Source organism: Pseudomonas sp. TYF_14, from assembly GCF_043105275.1.
GTDB classification, from domain to species: Bacteria; Pseudomonadota; Gammaproteobacteria; order Pseudomonadales; family Pseudomonadaceae; genus Aquipseudomonas; species Aquipseudomonas alloputida.
The window spans coordinates 19,935-39,596 of sequence record NZ_JBICLK010000027.1; the positions used below are offsets into that span (position 1 = coordinate 19,935).

The 19,662-nt window shown below is 62.3% G+C and carries 17 protein-coding genes and 2 pseudogenes; 16 read left to right on the forward strand and 3 right to left on the reverse strand.

What is annotated here, in order from left to right; translation table 11 throughout:
- Window positions 1-61 precede the first annotated feature (61 nt).
- From phaZ to ACF8O8_RS07080, 3 genes are read left to right on the forward strand one after another with little or no spacing between them, the layout of a single operon-like run.
- Entirely contained in the window at window positions 62-913 is an 852-nt protein-coding gene (gene phaZ / locus ACF8O8_RS07070; RefSeq protein ID WP_010955567.1) for a poly(3-hydroxyalkanoate) depolymerase, read from the forward strand.
- Window positions 914-962: 49 nt separating this feature from the next.
- Window positions 963-2,645: a class II poly(R)-hydroxyalkanoic acid synthase gene (gene phaC / locus ACF8O8_RS07075; RefSeq protein ID WP_392509439.1), complete on the forward strand. Its 1,683-nt coding sequence runs from the start codon at window positions 963-965 to the stop codon at window positions 2,643-2,645.
- 12 nt (window positions 2,646-2,657) lie between these two features.
- The gene (locus tag ACF8O8_RS07080; protein WP_010955569.1) at window positions 2,658-3,272 is read left to right on the forward strand and encodes a TetR/AcrR family transcriptional regulator; all 615 of its coding nucleotides are present in this window, start codon (window positions 2,658-2,660) and stop codon (window positions 3,270-3,272) included.
- A 111-nt stretch (window positions 3,273-3,383) separates the two neighbouring features.
- Here ACF8O8_RS07080 and ACF8O8_RS07085 read toward each other — a convergent pair whose 3' ends face one another.
- Together ACF8O8_RS07085 and ACF8O8_RS07090 are read right to left on the reverse strand one after the other, a co-directional pair.
- Complete coding sequence (locus tag ACF8O8_RS07085) at window positions 3,384-4,169, reverse strand: phasin family protein (RefSeq protein ID WP_010955570.1); 786 nt, start codon at window positions 4,167-4,169, stop codon at window positions 3,384-3,386.
- 10 nt (window positions 4,170-4,179) lie between these two features.
- Window positions 4,180-4,599, reverse strand: a complete 420-nt coding sequence (locus tag ACF8O8_RS07090) for a phasin family protein (protein WP_010955571.1) — start codon at window positions 4,597-4,599, stop codon at window positions 4,180-4,182.
- Window positions 4,600-4,779: 180 nt separating this feature from the next.
- Between ACF8O8_RS07090 and ACF8O8_RS07095 the strand changes: the two genes are divergently transcribed.
- On the forward strand, window positions 4,780-9,540 hold the full coding sequence (locus ACF8O8_RS07095; protein ID WP_010955572.1) for a DUF6543 domain-containing protein: 4,761 nt from the start codon (window positions 4,780-4,782) through the stop codon (window positions 9,538-9,540).
- An 18-nt stretch (window positions 9,541-9,558) separates the two neighbouring features.
- Here ACF8O8_RS07095 and ACF8O8_RS07100 read toward each other — a convergent pair whose 3' ends face one another.
- Entirely contained in the window at window positions 9,559-9,834 is a 276-nt protein-coding gene (locus tag ACF8O8_RS07100) for a polyhydroxyalkanoic acid system family protein (protein ID WP_003249289.1), read from the reverse strand.
- Window positions 9,835-9,958: 124 nt separating this feature from the next.
- On the opposite strand from ACF8O8_RS07100, the gene ubiE reads away from it, so the two are divergent.
- The 12 genes and pseudogenes from ubiE to ACF8O8_RS07160 all read left to right on the forward strand — a co-directional run.
- The gene (gene ubiE, locus ACF8O8_RS07105; protein WP_004576729.1) at window positions 9,959-10,729 is read left to right on the forward strand and encodes a bifunctional demethylmenaquinone methyltransferase/2-methoxy-6-polyprenyl-1,4-benzoquinol methylase UbiE; all 771 of its coding nucleotides are present in this window, start codon (window positions 9,959-9,961) and stop codon (window positions 10,727-10,729) included.
- Window positions 10,729-11,352: an SCP2 sterol-binding domain-containing protein gene (locus ACF8O8_RS07110; RefSeq protein WP_350298488.1), complete on the forward strand. Its 624-nt coding sequence runs from the start codon at window positions 10,729-10,731 to the stop codon at window positions 11,350-11,352. Before ubiE ends, ACF8O8_RS07110 begins: the two co-directional genes overlap by 1 nt.
- Complete coding sequence (gene ubiB / locus ACF8O8_RS07115; protein ID WP_049587492.1) at window positions 11,349-12,971, forward strand: ubiquinone biosynthesis regulatory protein kinase UbiB; 1,623 nt, start codon at window positions 11,349-11,351, stop codon at window positions 12,969-12,971. The genes ACF8O8_RS07110 and ubiB overlap by 4 nt, the downstream gene beginning before the upstream one ends.
- 72 nt (window positions 12,972-13,043) lie before the next feature.
- Window positions 13,044-13,436 (forward strand): phosphoribosyl-AMP cyclohydrolase, encoded by a 393-nt coding sequence (gene hisI / locus ACF8O8_RS07120; RefSeq protein WP_003249284.1) that lies wholly within the window; start codon window positions 13,044-13,046, stop codon window positions 13,434-13,436.
- A gap of 1 nt (window position 13,437) precedes the next feature.
- Window positions 13,438-13,773, forward strand: a complete 336-nt coding sequence (locus ACF8O8_RS07125; RefSeq protein ID WP_350298487.1) for a phosphoribosyl-ATP diphosphatase — start codon at window positions 13,438-13,440, stop codon at window positions 13,771-13,773.
- An 81-nt stretch (window positions 13,774-13,854) separates the two neighbouring features.
- On the forward strand, window positions 13,855-14,127 hold the full coding sequence (locus tag ACF8O8_RS07130) for a twin-arginine translocase TatA/TatE family subunit (protein WP_010955575.1): 273 nt from the start codon (window positions 13,855-13,857) through the stop codon (window positions 14,125-14,127).
- Between the two features lie 3 nt (window positions 14,128-14,130).
- The gene (gene tatB, locus ACF8O8_RS07135; protein WP_010955576.1) at window positions 14,131-14,508 is read left to right on the forward strand and encodes a Sec-independent protein translocase protein TatB; all 378 of its coding nucleotides are present in this window, start codon (window positions 14,131-14,133) and stop codon (window positions 14,506-14,508) included.
- Complete coding sequence (gene tatC / locus ACF8O8_RS07140; protein ID WP_010955577.1) at window positions 14,505-15,293, forward strand: twin-arginine translocase subunit TatC; 789 nt, start codon at window positions 14,505-14,507, stop codon at window positions 15,291-15,293. The genes tatB and tatC overlap by 4 nt, the downstream gene beginning before the upstream one ends.
- The gene (locus ACF8O8_RS07145; RefSeq protein ID WP_020192065.1) at window positions 15,290-15,997 is read left to right on the forward strand and encodes a 16S rRNA (uracil(1498)-N(3))-methyltransferase; all 708 of its coding nucleotides are present in this window, start codon (window positions 15,290-15,292) and stop codon (window positions 15,995-15,997) included. The genes tatC and ACF8O8_RS07145 overlap by 4 nt, the downstream gene beginning before the upstream one ends.
- A gap of 218 nt (window positions 15,998-16,215) precedes the next feature.
- Window positions 16,216-17,160: pseudogene (locus ACF8O8_RS07150) on the forward strand (methyl-accepting chemotaxis protein); the annotation flags it as partial.
- Window positions 17,161-17,301: 141 nt separating this feature from the next.
- Window positions 17,302-18,015: a methyl-accepting chemotaxis protein gene (locus ACF8O8_RS07155; RefSeq protein ID WP_371928153.1), complete on the forward strand. Its 714-nt coding sequence runs from the start codon at window positions 17,302-17,304 to the stop codon at window positions 18,013-18,015.
- 503 nt (window positions 18,016-18,518) lie between these two features.
- Window positions 18,519-19,607 (forward strand): annotated as a pseudogene (locus ACF8O8_RS07160) (methyl-accepting chemotaxis protein); the annotation flags it as partial.
- Window positions 19,608-19,662: the final 55 nt, after the last annotated feature.

Below are 19,662 nucleotides of genomic sequence, written 5' to 3' on the forward strand. Positions count from 1 at the left end.
TTACAGCGCCGCGGCGGCCTGCACGGCGCCACGGTGTTTACTTCACCCAAGAGTCACGTGCATGCCGCAACCCTATATTTTCAGGACCGTCGAGCTGGACAACCAGTCCATCCGCACCGCTGTTCGCCCCGGCAAGCCGCACCTGACGCCGTTGCTGATCTTTAACGGCATCGGCGCCAACCTCGAGCTGGTGTTCCCGTTCATCGATGCACTTGACCCGGACCTGGAAGTCATCGCCTTCGATGTGCCCGGGGTCGGCGGCTCGTCTACGCCACGCAACCCGTACCGCTTCCCTGGGCTGGCCAAGCTGACCGCGCGGATGCTCGACTACCTCGACTACGGCCAGGTCAACGTGATCGGCGTGTCCTGGGGCGGCGCCCTGGCCCAGCAGTTTGCTCACGATTACCCCGAGCGCTGCAAGAAGCTGGTGCTGGCCGCCACCGCTGCCGGTGCGGTAATGGTGCCAGGCAAGCCCAAGGTGCTGTGGATGATGGCCAGCCCCCGGCGTTACGTGCAGCCATCGCATGTCATCCGCATTGCGCCGATGATCTATGGCGGCGGCTTCCGACGTGACCCCGACCTGGCCATGCACCATGCCGCCAAGGTGCGCTCCGGCGGCAAGCTGGGCTACTACTGGCAGCTGTTCGCAGGGCTCGGCTGGACCAGCATCCACTGGCTGCACAAGATCCGGCAGCCCACCCTGGTACTGGCTGGCGACGACGACCCGTTGATCCCGCTGATCAACATGCGCCTGCTGGCCTGGCGGATTCCCAATGCCCAGCTACACATTATCGACGACGGCCATCTGTTCCTGATCACCCGTGCCGAAGCCGTCGCCCCGATCATCATGAAGTTCCTGCAGGAAGAACGTCAGCGTGCGGTCATGCATCCCCGTCCGGCCTCGGGGGGGTGAAACAGCTGCGGCCTGACAGGGGAAATGGATCAGACGAGGGAGTGTTGCCATGACAGACAAACCGGCCAAAGGATCGACAACGCTCCCCGCCACCCGCATGAACGTGCAGAACGCCATCCTCGGCCTGCGCGGCCGCGACCTGCTTTCCACGCTGCGCAACGTCGGCCGCCACGGCCTGCGCCACCCGCTGCATACCGCGCATCATCTGCTGGCGCTTGGCGGGCAGTTGGGGCGGGTGATGCTGGGGGACACGCCCTACCAGCCGAACCCGCGTGACGCACGCTTCAGTGACCCGACCTGGAGCCAGAACCCGTTCTACCGCCGCGGCCTGCAAGCCTATCTGGCCTGGCAGAAGCAGACACGCCAGTGGATCGATGAAAGCCATTTGAACGACGATGATCGAGCCCGCGCCCACTTCCTGTTCAACCTGATCAACGATGCGCTGGCGCCCAGCAACTCACTGCTCAATCCGTTGGCGGTCAAGGAGCTGTTCAACACCGGCGGCCAGAGCCTGGTGCGCGGCGTGGCTCACCTGCTCGACGACCTGCGTCACAACGATGGGCTGCCTCGTCAGGTGGACGAGCGCGCCTTCGAAGTGGGCGTTAACCTGGCCGCAACCCCTGGCGCAGTGGTATTTCGCAACGAGCTGCTGGAGCTGATCCAGTACTCGCCGATGAGCGAAAAGCAGCACGCACGCCCACTGCTGGTCGTGCCGCCTCAGATCAACAAGTTCTACATCTTCGACCTCAGCGCGACCAACAGCTTCGTCCAGTACATGCTCAAAAGCGGCTTGCAGGTGTTCATGGTCAGCTGGCGCAACCCCGACCCACGCCACCGTGAATGGGGCCTTTCCAGCTATGTGCAAGCCCTGGAGGAAGCGCTCAATGCCTGCCGCAGTATCAGCGGCAACCGCGACCCCAACCTGATGGGTGCCTGTGCCGGCGGCCTGACCATGGCCGCACTGCAAGGCCATCTGCAAGCCAAGAAGCAATTGCGCCGGGTGCGCAGTGCCACGTATCTGGTCAGCTTGCTGGACAGCAAGTTCGAAAGCCCGGCCAGCCTGTTCGCCGATGAGCAGACCATCGAAGCGGCCAAGCGACGATCCTATCAGCGTGGCGTGCTGGACGGTGGTGAAGTGGCGCGGATCTTCGCCTGGATGCGGCCCAACGACCTGATCTGGAACTACTGGGTAAACAACTACCTGCTCGGCAAGACACCGCCGGCGTTCGACATCCTGTACTGGAATGCCGACAGCACGCGCCTGCCCGCCGCGCTGCATGGCGACCTGCTGGAGTTTTTCAAGCTCAACCCCTTGACCTACGCGTCCGGGCTGGAGGTGTGCGGTACGCCGATCGACCTGCAGCAGGTCAATATCGACAGCTTTACCGTGGCCGGCAGCAACGACCACATCACACCATGGGATGCGGTGTACCGCTCGGCCTTGCTGCTGGGTGGCGAGCGGCGCTTCGTGCTGGCCAACAGCGGGCATATCCAGAGCATCATCAACCCGCCAGGCAACCCCAAGGCCTACTACCTGGCCAACCCCAAGCTGAGCAGCGACCCACGCGCCTGGTTCCACGACGCCAAGCGCAGTGAAGGCAGCTGGTGGCCGTTGTGGCTGGAGTGGATCACCGCACGCTCCGGCCTGCTCAAGGCACCGCGTACTGAACTGGGCAACGCCACTTACCCACCGCTAGGCACCGCGCCAGGCACCTACGTGCTGACCCGATGAGCTGCTGACTGGATGAAAACCCGCGATCGTATCCTTGAATGCGCCCTGCAGTTGTTCAACCAGCAGGGCGAACCCAACGTATCCACCCTGGAAATTGCCAACGAACTCGGCATCAGCCCAGGCAACCTGTACTACCACTTCCATGGCAAGGAGCCCTTGGTTCTGGGCTTGTTCGAGCGTTTTGAAGAAGCGTTGATGCCGTTGCTGGACCCACCGCTGGAGGTGCGGCTGGACGCAGAGGATTACTGGCTGTTTCTGCACTTGATCGTCGAGCGCATGGCTCAGTACCGCTTCCTGTTCCAGGACCTGTCCAACCTGACCGGGCGCCTGCCCAAACTCGCCCGAGGCATGCGCAGCCTGATCAATGCAATCAAACGCACGCTGGCGGCGCTGTTGGCCAGCCTCAAGAGCCAGGGGCTGGTAGAAAGTGATACCCAGGCGCTGGGGCAACTGGTCGAGCAGATCACACTGACGCTGATGTTCTCGCTGGATTACCAGCGTGTGCTGGGGCGCGAGGGGGATGTGGGGATCGTGGTGTATCAGGTGATGATGCTGGTGGCGCCGCATCTGCAGGCCCAGGCCCGGGCGGCGGCGGAGCAGCTGGCAGTGAAGTACCTGGAGGGGTAGGCCTGCTGGAGATGTAGTGTTGCAGCCGACGCATTCGCGGGTAAACCCGCTCCTACAAGGTTTGGCGCATCTTGTAGGAGCGGGTTTACCCGCGAAGAAGGCGACGCGGTATCAGATCAGGGTACCGGTGCCAGTCGGTGCCGACGGCGTGCTGCTGGCCGGGGTGGCGGCAGTTGCCGGTGCTGTGGTCGCTGCAGGCGCAGCGCTGGCAGCTGGTGCTGCTGGTTTGGCCGCTGCCGGTTTGGCTGGAGCTTTCTTCACCGCAGGTTTCTTGGCTGCCGCAGGTTTGGCCGCTGCAGGCTTGGCTGCTGGCTTAGCTGCAGGTTTTTCCGCTGCGGTTTTGGCTGCGGGTTTGGCCGCTGCGGTTTTGCCAGCAGGTTTGGCCGCCGCCGTTTTCGCCGCAGGCTTGGCTGCTGCCTTGGCCAGTGGCTTGGCCGCAGCCTTGCTTGCAGCCGGCTTGGTTGCTGCAGCGCGCGACGAAATCGGCGTAACCGAAGCACCGGTCAGCTTCTCGATCTGCTTGGTCAGGCTGTCCACCTGCTGGTGCAGTGCCTTGATCTCGTTGCGGCTCGGCACGCCAAGGCGCGAGATGGCGCTGTTAAGGCGCTTGTCGAAGGCTTCTTCAAGTTCGCTCCACTTGCCCAGCGCACGGTCCTTCACGCCCGACACCCGCGAAGTGGTCGAAGACTTGGCAGTCTCGGCAACATCTTCAGCCGTCTTTTTCGCCTGCTTCTCGGCCTTCTCGCCATCCTTCACCAGCGAGTCGAACAGCTTCGGGCCGTCCTGGTCGATCTTCGAATAGATACCCAGCCCCGCCAGCCAGATCTTGCGGGAGTATTTCTCGATCCCGCCGACCCAGGAGCTGCCTTCTTTTTCGGTGTTCTTCTTGCCAGCCATCCTGCTCTCCTTATGGTTTGTGCGCGACGCGCTCAAGCAGCTCATGCAACTGTTCAAGCTTGATCGACAACGCCTCAACGTCATGTTTAGACGGAATACCCAGGCGATTCAAGGCGCGACCGACCCGTGCGTCGAAAGCTTTTTCGATCTTGTCGAGTTGAATTTCTACCTTGCCGCGTACGCGGCTCACTTCTTCACCGACTTCGTCAAGCTGGTGGTTGGCGGCATCGAGCTCTTTGTCGATGCGCTTCTTGCCGCGCTTCTCGACACCTTCACCCGCCCTGACCAGCTCTTTGAAGTAGTCAGCGCCTTCCTGACCGACGCGGGCGTAGGCGCCGATACCGGCCAGCCAGATCTTGCGCGCATAGCCGCGCACCTCGCCAAGCGTGTCCAGGGCTTCGTCTTTTTTCTTCGCAATCACTTTGGCCATGCTGTGTACCTCATGCTCATGAGTGGTGGAAAACCGCCCATGGAGGCTGGGCTTGAGCATTAAGGTAGGGAAGAAAATTAGAAACCTCACCCTAAGGTCGTCGTTGTCGCATCTATATACCGCAAGCCCCGTTGACCATAGCGCTAGCGTCGCAGGCTTCACCTCACGGACATCGACGCCATGACTGCTGTAGCAAACCCACCCAGGCTGACGTTCAAGCAAAGCGTGGCAGCCTGTTTCTCCAAACGCCCCAGCCTGAGGGACGTCTTATCAAAAGAAGCATTTCAGGTTTTCAGCGACCGGTATCCATGGTTGCACCGCAACCACCCTCACATCACATCGCTCGATCCTTTCGTCATCCTGCATGAACCGGCCAGCACAGGTGATCTCCCAGGTCAGAGCGGGCTGCTGGACGAGCTTCTCAGGCATTTTCTGGCCAAGGAACGTGTGCAACTAAGCGCCGCAGACAAGCTGAGCATCAGCCCACCCCATGTGTTTCAAATTCAGGAGCAAGGCCCGGACAACATCCGCCAACCCGAAATCATGCCGGACCTGTCGAAGCTCAACGATGACTTCGATACAGTGCTTGGCGTGTTGATACCCGCCTTCCAGCAAGCCCAGATCGGCTTCTGGAACGGGCTCGACGAAGACAGCCAAGTCTCGCGCATGCTCTGGCTGGAGCACACCATCAAGGCTGCATTGCTCGAGAACCTCCCTCGCCAAGGCCTGGCAGATGATGCAAAAGCTGCAATGTACGCCCTGCTCGACGGGGTACACGACAGCCTGGCTGTCGAGGCGATACAAGTCACGCTCGGAACGGATGGCGGGGCACACACCGTTACCCTACCGGATCTATTGCTCATCACCACAAGTGGCAACCGCAACCTGGTTCTGCAATGCAAGCCCTGCGGTTCGGTTCGTCGCCATGTCGACCTGCCCAGCTTTGCCACTGCGCTGCAACGGCAGCTAGCGCAACGCTATCGCTTCGAGGCGTTGTCCTGGGCGCACAGACCGGTGATCGGACAGCCTTTCGCCTTCCAGGCCAGGCAGCTGCTGAACGATATCCTTGACGACATCGGACGCCTGCGTCTTGGTGGCCTGGCAACCGTCGACGAGCTGGAGCGACAACTGCGCCAGGTAAGCGACCCGTCAGCTTACTTCTTCGACCTGCCTTCGCAGGAACGAACTGCGCCCGCTGTCAGCCCACCGCGATGGCTGCTCAATGCCAGCGCTGAGGACCGCTACGCCTATCACACGGCACTGCTCGATCTGGCGGCGAACCAAGGTCGGTCGAAGGGCTGCACATCGCTGGGCGATGTCGAAGATATCCGTGATTACGCCGCTCGCCGCTTGCGTGAGACCCTGCAGACCAGCTATCCAGACAAGGCAGTACACGACCCGAACGATGTGCACATCCGCATTTCCCAAGCCATCATCGGCGCCGGCACACAAGGGCAGTCACTGTTCTTGCGCACGGTGCCCCTGACCGACTTGGCAGTTTCACGCCTGCGGCTGGAGGCTGGCGAGGTGATGAGCGGGATGAATTTCGAGGACGGCTCGCCTGTGACCGACTGGCTGAGCATCGACCAGATCAGGGGCCTGATTCATCAGGTCGACATCGGCGGTCACTACCCCTCCTACCTGAAGGACCAAGTCAACACCCAACCGCGCAGGGCCGAGCGAATCCGACAGCATGCCAGGGAATGGCGTTACGCCCTTCGGTTCAGCACCCTGAAAGCCAAGATCGAGCAACAGCTTGGCGAAACGGCAAGCCAGGCAATTCTCAGGTTCTGCCAGCGCATGTCCAATGGCGTGGACCTTCTGCGCATCGCCCCCCTGGCGTTTCTTTGCGCACCTGGCGCTTCGGCAAGCGATGTGGCGCACGGGATGTTCATTATCGAAATACCGGCAAGCGGCAGCTGGGTCTTGTACCGCCCCTTCTATGCCGACAGGGCGTTGCAGGAATTTCCGACCCTCGAATTGCTGATGGACGCAATCCGCAACAGGGGCGAACTGCAAGAGAGCGTATTGGCCTGGCTCGACGATGACGCGCGCCCGATTTACCAGAACGACGGGTTCAAGCACCCGCACTTGCACCCGAACATTACAGCGCTGACGCACTTGCTCAATGTGCCGGTCGAGCTACTGGACGGCCTTTTGCAACGCCTCAGACGCCCGGTCCAGGTCTCGTTCGAGGCGTGGACGGAAGATCTGGACACCCACCTGTTCAACGCGCGTATCGAGACCATGTTATTGGCCTCAGCCAGCAACAGCGTCTCCAATGCCCAGGAAGTGCGGGCTTTGGTGAAGGAGGCTGCGTGGGCGATCTTCAATACCGTCACCCAACTTTGGCATGGCCCGATGACCACGCTGGTGTGGCTGGTGGTGGCGCTGTCGGCAGCCAAGGAAGACGTGGAGGCGCTGATCAAGCGCAGCGGTGACAACAAGATCGTCGCAGCCATAGACCTGATCACCAACCTGGCCTTGCTCCTTGCCCACCGCCCTGCAACGCCACCCACCAACAGCGAAGAGGCCGCTACGCTCCGTTTTTCAGGCCCTGCGCCGAAGGAAGATTCCCCGCCGCCAGCGCTCGAGCAGCCACAGGAGAAACCCTGGCAGGCCCCCGTCGAGCCGCCGCCGCCCAGGATCATGCGGGTAAATGCCTGGCGTGAGGAGCAGAGCCTGAGCAAGCTGTCGCCCCAGGTGCGTCAGTCAATGGCCCAATTGCAGGCTTCGCAGCCGCTGGAAGGGCACGTGCCACTGGCTAAGGGCCGTCTGCGGGGGCTGTACAGCATCGCCGACCGGTACTACGTCAAGCTCGGCGATGACGCCTATGAGGTCATCGAGACCTGGAACGGCATGCAGATCATCGGGCCCGAGCCGAGCAGCAGCGAATGGGTGTCGCAATGGAATGGCGACCCGGACGGTTACCACATCGTGGGTCGTGAACGGCAAAAAGGGCCATGGCTTACGCGCTGGCATGAACAATGGACTTTGAACGTGAGCCTCTTTGGCGGCATGCCAAAGGACAGGCACACCATCAACGCTGAAAACCGCCAACGGTTCGACACGTTGAGTGCAACCGCCACGGCGAATCAACAAATGCTTAATCAGATGGCGCCACTGATGGAACGCAGCCAAGTGCAACTGCAGGCTTATGACGACCTCGCTCTGGAGTACAGCATGGCTATCGACGCACTGCCTGCACATGAGCGCGCTTCACCGCCGCCAGCATTGCAGGTTCAGAGGCAAGCACTCAAAGCCCAACGCCTGCGCCATTTGCCGGAAATCCGGGCATCCGCGCTCTACCTGGAACGGCAGAGCACGCTGCTGCATGGAAACATTGAAGTATTCAAGGAGATGGCCGAACCCAGGTTCAGCAAATTCGACACCCGAGCCCCGAACCGACGCCGATACGGCAATTGGTACGGTGCAGCCATCGAAAACGACATGCTGCTGTGCCGCCGCTTGCTGGAGCAGGTCGACCACCAGGCGCTGAGTGCACAGTCCATCGGGCTGCCCCGCGTTCCAGAGACTGCCGAGCAGATTCAGCAATACCTCGATTATCGCGAACGGGTCCGCGATTCCAGCCAGGCCAGCCGCCGCCTGCTTGTCGTCAGCCAGCGGCTGGATCGGATCCTGGCGGAAACACTGCAGGACCCCAAGATCGATTTTCCCAATAAAGCCACGAAACTAGCCAAGACCATTGAACGCAGGACGTATTCGACACTGGTCATTCGGGCCCAGCTGCTCAGTGACCTGGCCTACCTCGCCGTGGACAAGACCCGCCTCACTGCGGACACGGCCGAGGATTTGCTTGCGATGCGCGCGCCGCTCAGCGGCATCGAATTCAGCCGCACAATATGGAGCCACGACGGGCTGGCAGCCACCGAAGAGACGGCCCAGGTCAAAGCCGAACTGCTTGAGGATATCCTTCAGAAATACCGTAACGTGCTGGATCGCGCCCAATACATGAGGACACTGGACTCGCCTGCGCTGGTCGCTGACGTGCTGGACGAATACATACGCGAACTGTCCAGCATTACCCAGATCACGGAGCAGCAACTGAGCGCGACCCTGACCAACCTCGACAGCGGCATCAGTCCCCCCTCGCCAGCGCCCTACCATCGCCCCGCAACGATCAGGCGCCGGGTCATCCGCGTTGACCGAGGTCGACCGCTGCTGGTGGAAATCGACCAAATGGGCAACCGGGCCATCCAGCGCAGTGCATTCAACCAGGAGCCTGCGGGCAGTTTCGCGCAACGCGACGGGGTGTGGCATGCCGTGCCTGAGCAAGCGCGGCCGGCCCCGCGCGACCGGGCACAGCTTCGCCAGCGAGCAAACCGCCTGCTGGCAGAGGTGGATGGAAAAATCGCCTTCGCCGCTCACTATGCCGATGAGCCCAACAGCCTGAGCGACTTTCTGGAATGGCCGGCCGGTGACATGCGCGAAGTCCAGCAGCAACTGACCGAGCTGAACAACCCACTGGATTCCAGCTTGGTCGACCTCCTTCGGGCTGCGGTAGACCGCATCCATCAAGAGAGGCTTCGGCTGCTCACCGACGCGTATCTGAACACCCGCCATCCCGACGGCAAGGCCCTTCGCTTCCTGGCTGAGCAGAAGCGGATTCGGATAAGGCAGACCGTGATTCGCCGGCAGCTACGTCACGCCAATGATTACCTCGACGTCTACGAGATTCGCGATGTGCAAGCGCCACAGCGGGTACTGTGGGAGGCGCATTTTCACTACCCCAGCCTCGAAGCGAGGGGGCATGACTTCGTCAAGGGCCACCTCAAATTCTGGGATGCAGGTGTAAGGGGCCGAAAGGCCATGCTCGAGCAGGCCGCAGACGCACACGAGCGCATCGCGATCTACCGCGGCGATCTGCGCCTGGAGCAGGTGATTGGCATCATTCCCTTTCCGGCGGACGCGCCGCAGTAATCTGAGAGCGGCTCTGGCTCAGGCCAGGGCCTTGTCCAGCGCCCGCTCGATCTCACCCTTGATGGTGCCGCTCATCATCGACAGCATCATGCCCAGCTTCAATTCGACACGGATGCTGTCGTCGCCAATGTGCACACTGCCATTGGCGCCACTGCGCGCAACGTCCACCCGGTCACCGTTCCAGGTGGCCTTGAGGTCGTACTCACGGCTGAGCTTGTCGACCAGCGCTTCGGCCTTGGCGCGGGCGGCATCACGGCCGAGGGAGTGTTTGCGTTCGACGCTGATCTGGGTCATGCGGGCGTTCCTGAAGATGTAGACATAATGAGCATTATGCCCGCCCCTGCCGACTGGCACACCCCGCCAAGACAAATCCGCCCGTTCGCCCTAGAATGGCGGTAATTTTTTCCGGTGAAGCGATATGAACGACCAGCGCAAAGGCGACCACGCCGAACCCACCACCCATTTCGGCTACCAGGACGTGCCTGAAAGCCAGAAAGCGAAGAAAGTCGCCGAAGTGTTCCACTCGGTAGCAGCCAAGTACGACCTGATGAACGACGTGCTTTCCGGCGGCATGCACCGCCTGTGGAAGCGCTTTACCATCGAGCTGTCGGGCGTGCGCAGCGGCAACCGCGTGCTGGACATCGCCGGCGGTACCGGTGACCTGGCGGCCAAGTTCTCGCGTCTTGTCGGGCCGACCGGGCAGGTGGTGCTGGCCGACATCAACGATTCGATGCTCAAGGTTGGCCGTGACCGCCTGCTTGACCGTGGCGTGGCCGGCAACATCGAGTTCGTCCAGGCCGACGCTGAAAAGCTGCCGTTTCCGGACAACCACTTCGACTGCGTGACCATCGCTTTCGGCCTGCGCAACGTCACCCACAAGGACGCCGCCATCCGTTCGATGCTGCGCGTGCTCAAGCCCGGTGGCCGCCTGTTGATCCTGGAGTTCTCCAAGCCGACCAACAAGCTGATGTCCAAGGCCTACGACGCCTACTCGTTCGCCTTCATGCCGCTGGCTGGCAAGCTGATCACCAATGACGCCGAGAGCTACCGTTACCTCGCCGAGTCGATCCGCATGCACCCGGACCAGGAAACCCTGAAGAGCATGATGGTCGAGGCCGGCTTCGACCGCGTCACCTACCACAACATGACCAGCGGCATCGTTGCCGTGCACCGGGGGATCAAGCCCTGATGTTGCTGGCCGGGCTGCTCGCCAGCGTCGAACATGGCCTGAACCGCGTCCTGCGCCTGGACAGCACGGCCCTGCCGCGGCTGGCCGCGCTGGAAGGCAAGGTCATCGAGATCGACTGCCGCCAACCGGCCCTGCAGGTGTTCATCCTGCCCGATGAAGAGGGCCTGATGCTCGCCGCCCATTGGCAGGGCGAGGTCGACTGCCGCCTGCGCGCCCCCGCCGGTAGCCTGGCGCAACTGGCCTTGGTCAAGGACAAGACCGCTGTGCTGCACAGCCCGCAGGTCGAGCTGCACGGCGACAGCGCCGTACTGCTCGACCTGTTCGGTGTGCTGCAGGACCTGGAGCTGGACTGGGAGCACGAGCTGCAACGCTGGCTTGGCCCGGTCGCCACGGCAATGCTGGCCGGCCATATCCGCCTGCGCGCTCGCTGGACTCGCCAAGGCCTGGCACGTTTCAGCCAGAACCTGTCCGAATATCTGGCCGAAGAATCCCGTACCCTGGTCGGCAAGCGCGAGGCCGAAGCCGCCTTCAGCGAGCTCGATGCCTTGAAGCTTGATACAGAACGCCTAGAAGCGCGCCTCAGGCGCCTCTCCCGATCCCTTGATACCAGCGATAACGCATGAAGCTGCTCGCCGTCCGACGTCTTTTTCGCATCCAGCGTGTGGTGATCCGCTACCGCCTCGATGACCTGCTGTTCGACCAGCCCTTGCTGCCCTGGTGGCTGGCCAGCCTGCGCCTGTTGATGCCGTGGCGCTGGCTGCCACGCAAGCCCACCGAACTCAGCCGTGGCGCGCGCCTGCGCCTGGCACTGCAAGACCTGGGGCCGATCTTCATCAAGTTCGGCCAGCTGCTGTCCACCCGCCGCGACCTGCTGCCCCCCGACATCGCCGACGAGCTGATGCTGTTGCAGGACCGTGTGCCACCGTTCGACCCGACACAAGCCGTGGCCTTGATCGAGGAACAGCTCGGTGCGAAGGTCGGCGAGGTGTTCAGCCGCTTCGACGTCGAGCCTCTGGCCTCGGCCTCGGTGGCCCAGGTGCACGCCGCACGTCTTAAAACCGGCGAAGAGGTGGTGGTCAAGGTGGTGCGCCCGGGCCTGAAGCCGGTCATCGCCCAGGACCTGGCCTGGCTGTTCCTGATCGCCAAGGCCGCCGAACGCGCCTCGGCGGATGCCCGTCGGCTGCACCCGGTGGAAATCGTCGGCGACTACGAAAAAACCATCTACGACGAGCTCGACCTGCTGCGCGAGGCTGCCAACGCCAGCCAGCTGCGGCGCAACTTCGAAGACTCCGAGCTGATGTACGTGCCCCAGGTGTACTGGGACCTGTGCCGCCCCAAGGTGCTGGTGATGGAGCGCATCTACGGCGTACCGGTGACCGACATGGCCACCTTGGCCGACCAGCGCACCGACATGAAGCTGCTGGCCGAGCGCGGCGTGGAAGTGTTCTTCACCCAGGTGTTCCGCGACAGCTTCTTCCATGCCGACATGCACCCCGGCAACATCTTCGTCAGCACGGTCAAACCGTGGAGCCCGCAGTACATTGCCATCGACTGCGGCATCGTCGGCAGCCTCACCGCCGAGGACCAGGACTACCTGGCGCGCAACCTGTTTGCGTTCTTCAAGCGTGACTACCGCCGCGTCGCCCAGTTGCACATCGACTCGGGCTGGGTGCCGGCAAACACCAAGGTCAACGAGTTCGAAGCAGCGATTCGCACCGTGTGCGAGCCGATCTTCGAGAAACCGTTAAAAGATATTTCCTTCGGGCAGGTGCTGATGCGCCTGTTCCAGACTGCACGACGCTTCAACATGGAAGTGCAGCCACAGCTGGTATTGCTGCAGAAAACCCTGCTCAACATCGAAGGCCTGGGCCGTCAGCTGTACCCCGACCTGGACCTGTGGAGCACCGCCAAGCCGTACCTCGAACGCTGGATGCGCGACCGCTATAGCCCCAAGGCCGTGTTCGGCAACCTGCACAGCCAGGTAGAGCAACTGCCGCACCTGGCCGGCATGACCCGCGACCTGCTCGAACGCCTGTCGCAGCCTCACCTGCACGATCCACAATTGCCGGAACGGCGCCGCCAGGGCGACCGCTGGGCGCTGCGCCTGCTGGGTGCCGGCCTGCTTGGCGGTGGCGCAGTCTTGGCCGCAGGCGCTGCCGAAACCGCCAGCCTGGCCGCCCCGGCCGCCTGGCCCGCGTGGCTGATGCTGGCTGCGGGCCTTTACCTGATCGTGCGCCAATAGCCAGCCGCGCCTGTGGCTGGCACACTAGCGCAAAGGGCCCGGCACAGGAGCGGGCCCGCTTTGGAGTCGACGATGAAAGACTGGCTGGACGAGATCAAGTGGAACAGCGATGGCCTGGTACCGGCGATCGCCCAGGACCACAAGACCGGACGCGTGCTGATGATGGCCTGGATGAACCGTGAATCGCTGGCCCTGACCGCCGCCGAGCAGCGTGCCATCTACTGGTCGCGTTCGCGTGGCAAGCTGTGGCGTAAAGGCGAGGAGTCCGGGCATGTGCAAAAACTGCATGAGTTGCGCCTGGACTGTGACGCCGACGTGATCATCCTGATGGTCGAGCAACTGGGCCATATCGCCTGCCATACCGGTCGTGAAAGCTGCTTCTACCGCGTCTATGAAGACGGCCAGTGGAAAATCGTCGACCCGGTCCTGAAGGACCCGGATGCCATCTACAGCGCAGGACACTGACATGAGCGACACCCTCAACCGCCTGGCCGAAGTGCTTGAAGAACGCAAGCAAGCGGCGCCTGACAGCTCTTACGTGGCCAGCCTGTACCACAATGGCCTGAACAAGATCCTTGAAAAGCTCGGCGAAGAGTCGGTCGAAACGATCATTGCGGCCAAGGATGCCCAGATCAGCAAGGATTACAGCGATGTCATCTACGAAACCGCCGACCTGTGGTTTCATAGCCTGGTGATGCTCAGCGCGCTGGGCCAGCATCCGCAAGCCGTGCTGGATGAACTGGAACGCCGCTTCGGGCTTTCCGGGCATGATGAAAAGGCCGCACGCCAGCCATCTGCCTGATGTTTTATCGGGGACGCCCGCTCCCACAGGCGCCGGGTTGCCGCATCGATATGCTGTACACACAATTTTCAGGAGTACGAAATGGGTATCTTTGACTGGAAACACTGGATCGTCCTGCTGGTCGTCGTGGTCCTGGTGTTCGGCACCAAGAAGCTGAAGAACTTCGGCAGCGACCTGGGCGAGTCGATCAAGGGCTTCCGCAAGGCCATGAACGAAGAAGAGACCAAGCCGGCCGAGCAGACTCCGCCGCCTGCCCAGCCTGTGCCACCGGTGCAAAACACCGCGCAGCCGCAGCAAGGCCACACCATCGAAGGCCAGGCCCACCCGGTCCAAGAGCCGCAGCGGAAAGACTGACCCATGTTCGGCATGAGTTTCAGCGAGCTGCTGCTCGTCGGCCTGGTCGCCCTGCTGGTGCTCGGCCCCGAGCGCCTGCCGGGTGCCGCGCGCACGGCAGGGCTGTGGATCGGCCGGCTCAAACGCAGCTTCAACAGCATCAAGATGGAAGTGGAGCGCGAAATAGGCGCCGACGACATCCGCCGCCAACTGCATAACGAGCACATCCTGCAGATGGAAGAGGAAGCCAAGCGTATCCTCAACCCAATGACGCCACCCGCGCAGCCGCCGGTCACCACGGCCAGCGTGCAGCCACCTGCCGGGCTCGAAGCCAAGCCGGTCGAAGCACCCGCTGCCCCGGCCGCACCGTCTGAACCGCCTCAACCGCCGCGAGCCCCATGAGCGAGAACCCGGAACACGACCAGCCAATGCCGCTGGTTTCGCACCTGACCGAACTGCGCACCCGCCTGCTGCGCTGCGTTGCCGTCATTTTCCTGATCTTTGCCGGGCTGTTCTCCTTCGCCCAGCAGATCTACACACTGGTTTCCGCGCCACTGCGCGAGCACTTGCCGGCCAATGCAACGATGATCGCCACCGATGTGGCCTCGCCGTTCCTCACGCCGTTCAAGCTGACCATGATCGTCTCGCTGTTCCTGGCCATCCCGTTCATCCTTCAGCAGATCTGGGGGTTTATCGCGCCAGGGCTGTACCGCCATGAAAAGCGCATCGCCATTCCACTGTTGGTGTCGAGCATCTTCCTGTTCTATGCCGGTATGGCATTCGCCTATTTCCTGGTATTCCCGCTGATCTTCGGTTTCTTCGCCAGCGCTACACCAGAAGGCGTTTCGATGATGACCGACATCGCAAGCTACCTCGACTTCGTGATGACGCTGTTCTTCGCCTTTGGCGTGGCCTTCGAAATCCCAGTGGCGGTGGTGCTGCTGGTGTGGATCGGCGTGGTCGACGTGAAGTACCTGAAGAAAGTCCGCCCGTATGTGATCATCGGCTGCTTCGTGGTCGGCATGGTCCTCACCCCACCGGACATCTTCTCCCAGACCCTGCTGGCCGTGCCCATGTGGCTGCTGTTCGAGATCGGCGTGCTGTGCGGCAGCCTGATCCGCAAGCGCAGCGCCCACGACGAAACCGCCGACGACCATAACGACCAGCCACCAGCGACCCAACCGTGAACCTGTTGCTTCTTGAAGAGGCCGACTTCGTCTCGGCCAACCGCGTCGTTCTTGCTGATCGGCGCTTCACCCATATGCAGGAAATCCACCGCGTGGCAGTGGGCGACAACCTGCGCGTAGGCCGTATCAATGGCCTGATGGGCAAGGCCACGGTGCTGCGCCTGGAAAAGCACGAAGCCGAACTTGAAGTGGCCTTCGACCAGCAGCCACCGGCCAAGCTGCCGCTGACCCTGGTGCTGGCGGTGCCTCGCCCCAAAATGCTGCGACGGCTGTTCCAGACCGTGGCCACGCTGGGCGTGCCGCGGCTGATCCTGCTGAACAGCTACAAGGTCGAGAAAAGCTTCTGGCAAACGCCCTTTCTGCAGCCCGACACCATTCGCGAGAACCTGATCCTGGGCCTGGAACAGGCGCGTGACACCGTGCTGCCCGAGGTGATCATCGAAAAGCGCTTCAAGCCTTTTGTCGAAGACCGCCTGCCCACCATCGCCGCCGGTACCCTGGGCCTGGTCGGCCACCCCGGCCCTTACCCAGCCTGTCCGCGCGCCGTAGAACAAGCCGTTACCCTGGCCATCGGCCCTGAGGGTGGCTGGATCCCCTACGAGGTCGACCTGCTGGGCAAGGCAGGCCTGGCGCCGGTACAGCTGGGTGATCGCATCTTGCGGGTGGAGACCGCCGTCACCGCGCTGCTTTCGCGTATTTTCTGACACAAACACCCCTTCTTCGCCCATCAAGTTTCCCCCTCCCGGGCCGATGGCCTTGGCAACAATACAATTATTTGTGCTGCCAAGCCGCCGGGGAGTCGAACATGTATCAATGGTTAGCCCAATCGCTGGGCAATGTGAGCGTCAATCGCAAACTGGGGCTGGGTTTCGGCCTGGTGCTTCTGTTGACCTTGGCGATTACCCTGACCGGCTGGCACGGCATGGACAGCATCATCGACCGTGGCGACAAACTGGGAAACATCTCGGTTATCCAGCAATACACCCAGGAATTGCGCATCGCCCGCCAGCAGTACGATCGCCGCCGCGACGACGCTTCGCTGGCAGAACTGGAAAAAGCCCTGAGCAACCTCGACCGCCAGGTGCAGCTGATGCTTGGCCAGATCGAACAACCCGCCGATCGCCAACGCCTCGAACAGCAACGCGAGGCAGTGCGCATCTACCAGCAGGCATTCAACGAGCTGAAGCAGGCCGACCAACGCCGCGAAGCCAGCCGTGATGTACTGGGTAGCAGCGCCGATAAGGCCGTGGATTTGATAGGCCGCGTACAGCGCAGCCTGCTGCAAGGCGCAAACATCAACCAGTACCAGCACGCGGTGGACGTCAGCGCCCTGCTGCAACAAGCGCGTTTCCAGGTGCGTGGCTACACCTACAGCGGCAATGCCGATTACCAGCAAACGGCACTGAAGGCCATCGACCAGGCCTTGGCCGAACTGCGCGCCCTGCCGGCCAAAGTGCCAGCCGAACATGCTGCCAGCCTGGATGATGCCGCCACGGCCATGGGCGGCTACCGCGATGCGGTAACCCAGTTCGGCAATGCCCAGCTTGCCAGTGAGCAAGCGCTGCAACGCATGGTTGAACAAGGCACGGTACTGCTGCAGGCCAGCCAGATGATGACCACCTCGCAAACTGAGGTGCGCGATGCCGCGGCCGCGCAGGCCAAAACACTGCTGGCAGTTGCCACCGTGCTGGCACTGGCCCTTGGCCTGCTGGCCGCCTGGGCCATTACCCGGCAGATCATCATCCCTCTGCGCCAAACACTGCGCGCCGCAGAGCGTGTGGCCAGCGGAGACCTGACCCAGAGCCTGCAGGTGCAACGCCGCGACGAACTGGGCCAATTGCAGGCCAGCATGCATCGTATGACCCAAGGTTTGCGTGAACTGATCGGCGGTATTGGCGATGGCGTGACGCAGATCGCCAGCGCTGCCGAGGAGCTGTCGGCGGTCACAGAGCAGACCAGCGCCGGGGTCAACAACCAAAAGGTCGAAACCGACCAGGTGGCGACCGCGATGAACCAGATGACTGCCACCGTGCACGAAGTGGCACGCAATGCCGAGCAGGCTTCGGAAGCCGCCTTGATGGCCGACCAGCAGGCCCGCGAGGGTGATCGCGTGGTGGGCGAGGCAGTGGCACAGATCGAGCGCCTGGCCAGCGAAGTGGTCAACTCCAGCGAAGCGATGAACCTGCTCAAGACCGAAAGCGACAAGATCGGCAGCGTACTCGACGTAATCAAATCGGTGGCCCAGCAAACCAACCTTCTGGCCCTCAACGCGGCAATCGAAGCCGCCCGCGCCGGTGAGGCCGGGCGTGGCTTTGCCGTGGTTGCCGACGAAGTGCGCAGCTTGGCCCAGCGCACACAGCAGTCGACCGAAGAGATCGAAGAGTTGATTGCCGGCCTGCAAAGCGGCACCCAACGGGTGGCCAGCGTGATGGACAACAGCCGCCAACTGACCGACAGCAGCGTAGAGCTGACCCGCCGCGCCGGCAGCTCGCTGGAAACCATCACCCGCACGGTGTCGTCGATCCAGGCGATGAACCAGCAGATTGCCACGGCGGCCGAGGAGCAGACGGCGGTGGCCGAAGAAATCAACCGCAGCGTGATGAATGTGCGTGATATTTCCGACCAGACCTCGGCGGCCAGTGAGGAGACGGCCAGCTCCAGCGTGGAACTGGCGCGGTTGGGTACCCATTTGCAAGGGTTGGTTGGGCGGTTCAGGCTGTGATCTGAACTAGCGGTCGCCCGGTCGGGCCTCTTCGCGGGTAAACCCGGTAATGGGCCAAGCCGGCTGGCCAATCTCCACCCGCCGTTCACCGTTGCCGGCACCACCGTATTCGCGGGTAAACCCGCTCCTACACACAAATGCACAGGCCTTCGTAGGAGCGGGTTCACCCGCGAATGGGCCGGCCTTGCTGGCCAATCTCCACCCGCCGTTCACCGTTGCCGCCGCCACCGTATTCGCGGGTAAACCCGCTCCTACACACATGCACAGGCCGTCGTAGGAGCGGGTTTACCCGCGAAGAGGACGGGCCTGCTGGCCAATCTCCCCCCGCCGTTCACCATTGCCGCCGCGAAGAGACCGGCACAGGACGAAATATATCCTACTGTTCGCGGCGAATTTTCCTACTTGATTATCAGGTCAAGTCCTACAGCTCCGCTGCCGATGGGCAGAGATGTGATGCCAGCCATGCGCCTGCATCCTTTCTCTCACTCGCTCGGAGATTCCCCATGCTTGGCTCCCTCAACCGCAAGCTCGGCAACATCAGTGTCGCCGCCAAGCTGGCCCTCGGCTTTGCCGTGGTCCTGCTGCTCACCCTGGCCACCACCATCAGCGGCTGGCGTGCCCTGGATGGTGCCATCGTGCGCTCACAGCAACTCAGCGAAATAGGCCTGATCAACGACCTGACAAAAGACCTGCGCGCGGAACGCATCACCTACCGCGTGCTCAACGACGATGCCAGCAAAGCACGCATCAGCAACATCCTCGACCAGCTCAACAGCATGCTGACCACCCTGCAGCAACGCAGCAATGTCGATGAGTCACGGCAGTTGCTGACAGAAAAAATGGCATTGTTACAGCGTCTGCGCGACAACTTCAGCGAACTGCAGCGCAGCGTCGCCAGCCGTGTAGCCCTGCGTGAAGCCCTGCAGTCACAGGAGCATGCACTCAGCGAGGCGATTGACCAACTGCAGACCCAGGCCTTGCTGAAAATGCCTGACGACAGTCAGCAAAGTGGTGTGCTGGGCCTGATGGACACCCTCAGCCGGCATGTCGAAGGTGCCAACCAGCAAAGCCTGGTTCCAGCCTACACCTTCGTCCCGGTCGAGGATTTTGCCAAAGTCGGTGATAACGCCCTGAACGCCGCCGATAGTAGCCTTGCGCAACTGCTTGAAGGCCTTGCGCCCCTGGGCTTGCCACGCGCCATCAGTGAGCAACCCGGTGTCGAGCTGAGCAAGTACCGCACCAGCCTGGATCAGTACCGCCGCGCCGCCGTACGCGTCGAGCAGTTGCAGAACAACATGGAAATCATGGGCAATGAGCTGCGAACGGTGAGCCTCGAACTGGGCAAACGCAAGGTCGAACAACGCGACAGTGAGGCCCTGGCCGCCCGGTCGCTGCTGACCAGTGTGGCGCTGCTGGCAATGGTGGTAGGGGCGCTGGCCGCCTGGCTGATCACCTTGCAGATTACCCAGCCGTTGCGCCAGACGCTGGCTGTGGCCGCCCGCATCGCCAAAGGGGACCTGAGCCAGGTCGACACCGTGCAACGTCGCGACGAAATGGGCCAGCTGCAAACCAGCATGCGCGAGATGACCTTGAGCCTGCGCGACCTGATCGGCGGCATTGATCAGGGTGTCGGCCAGCTGTCACAGG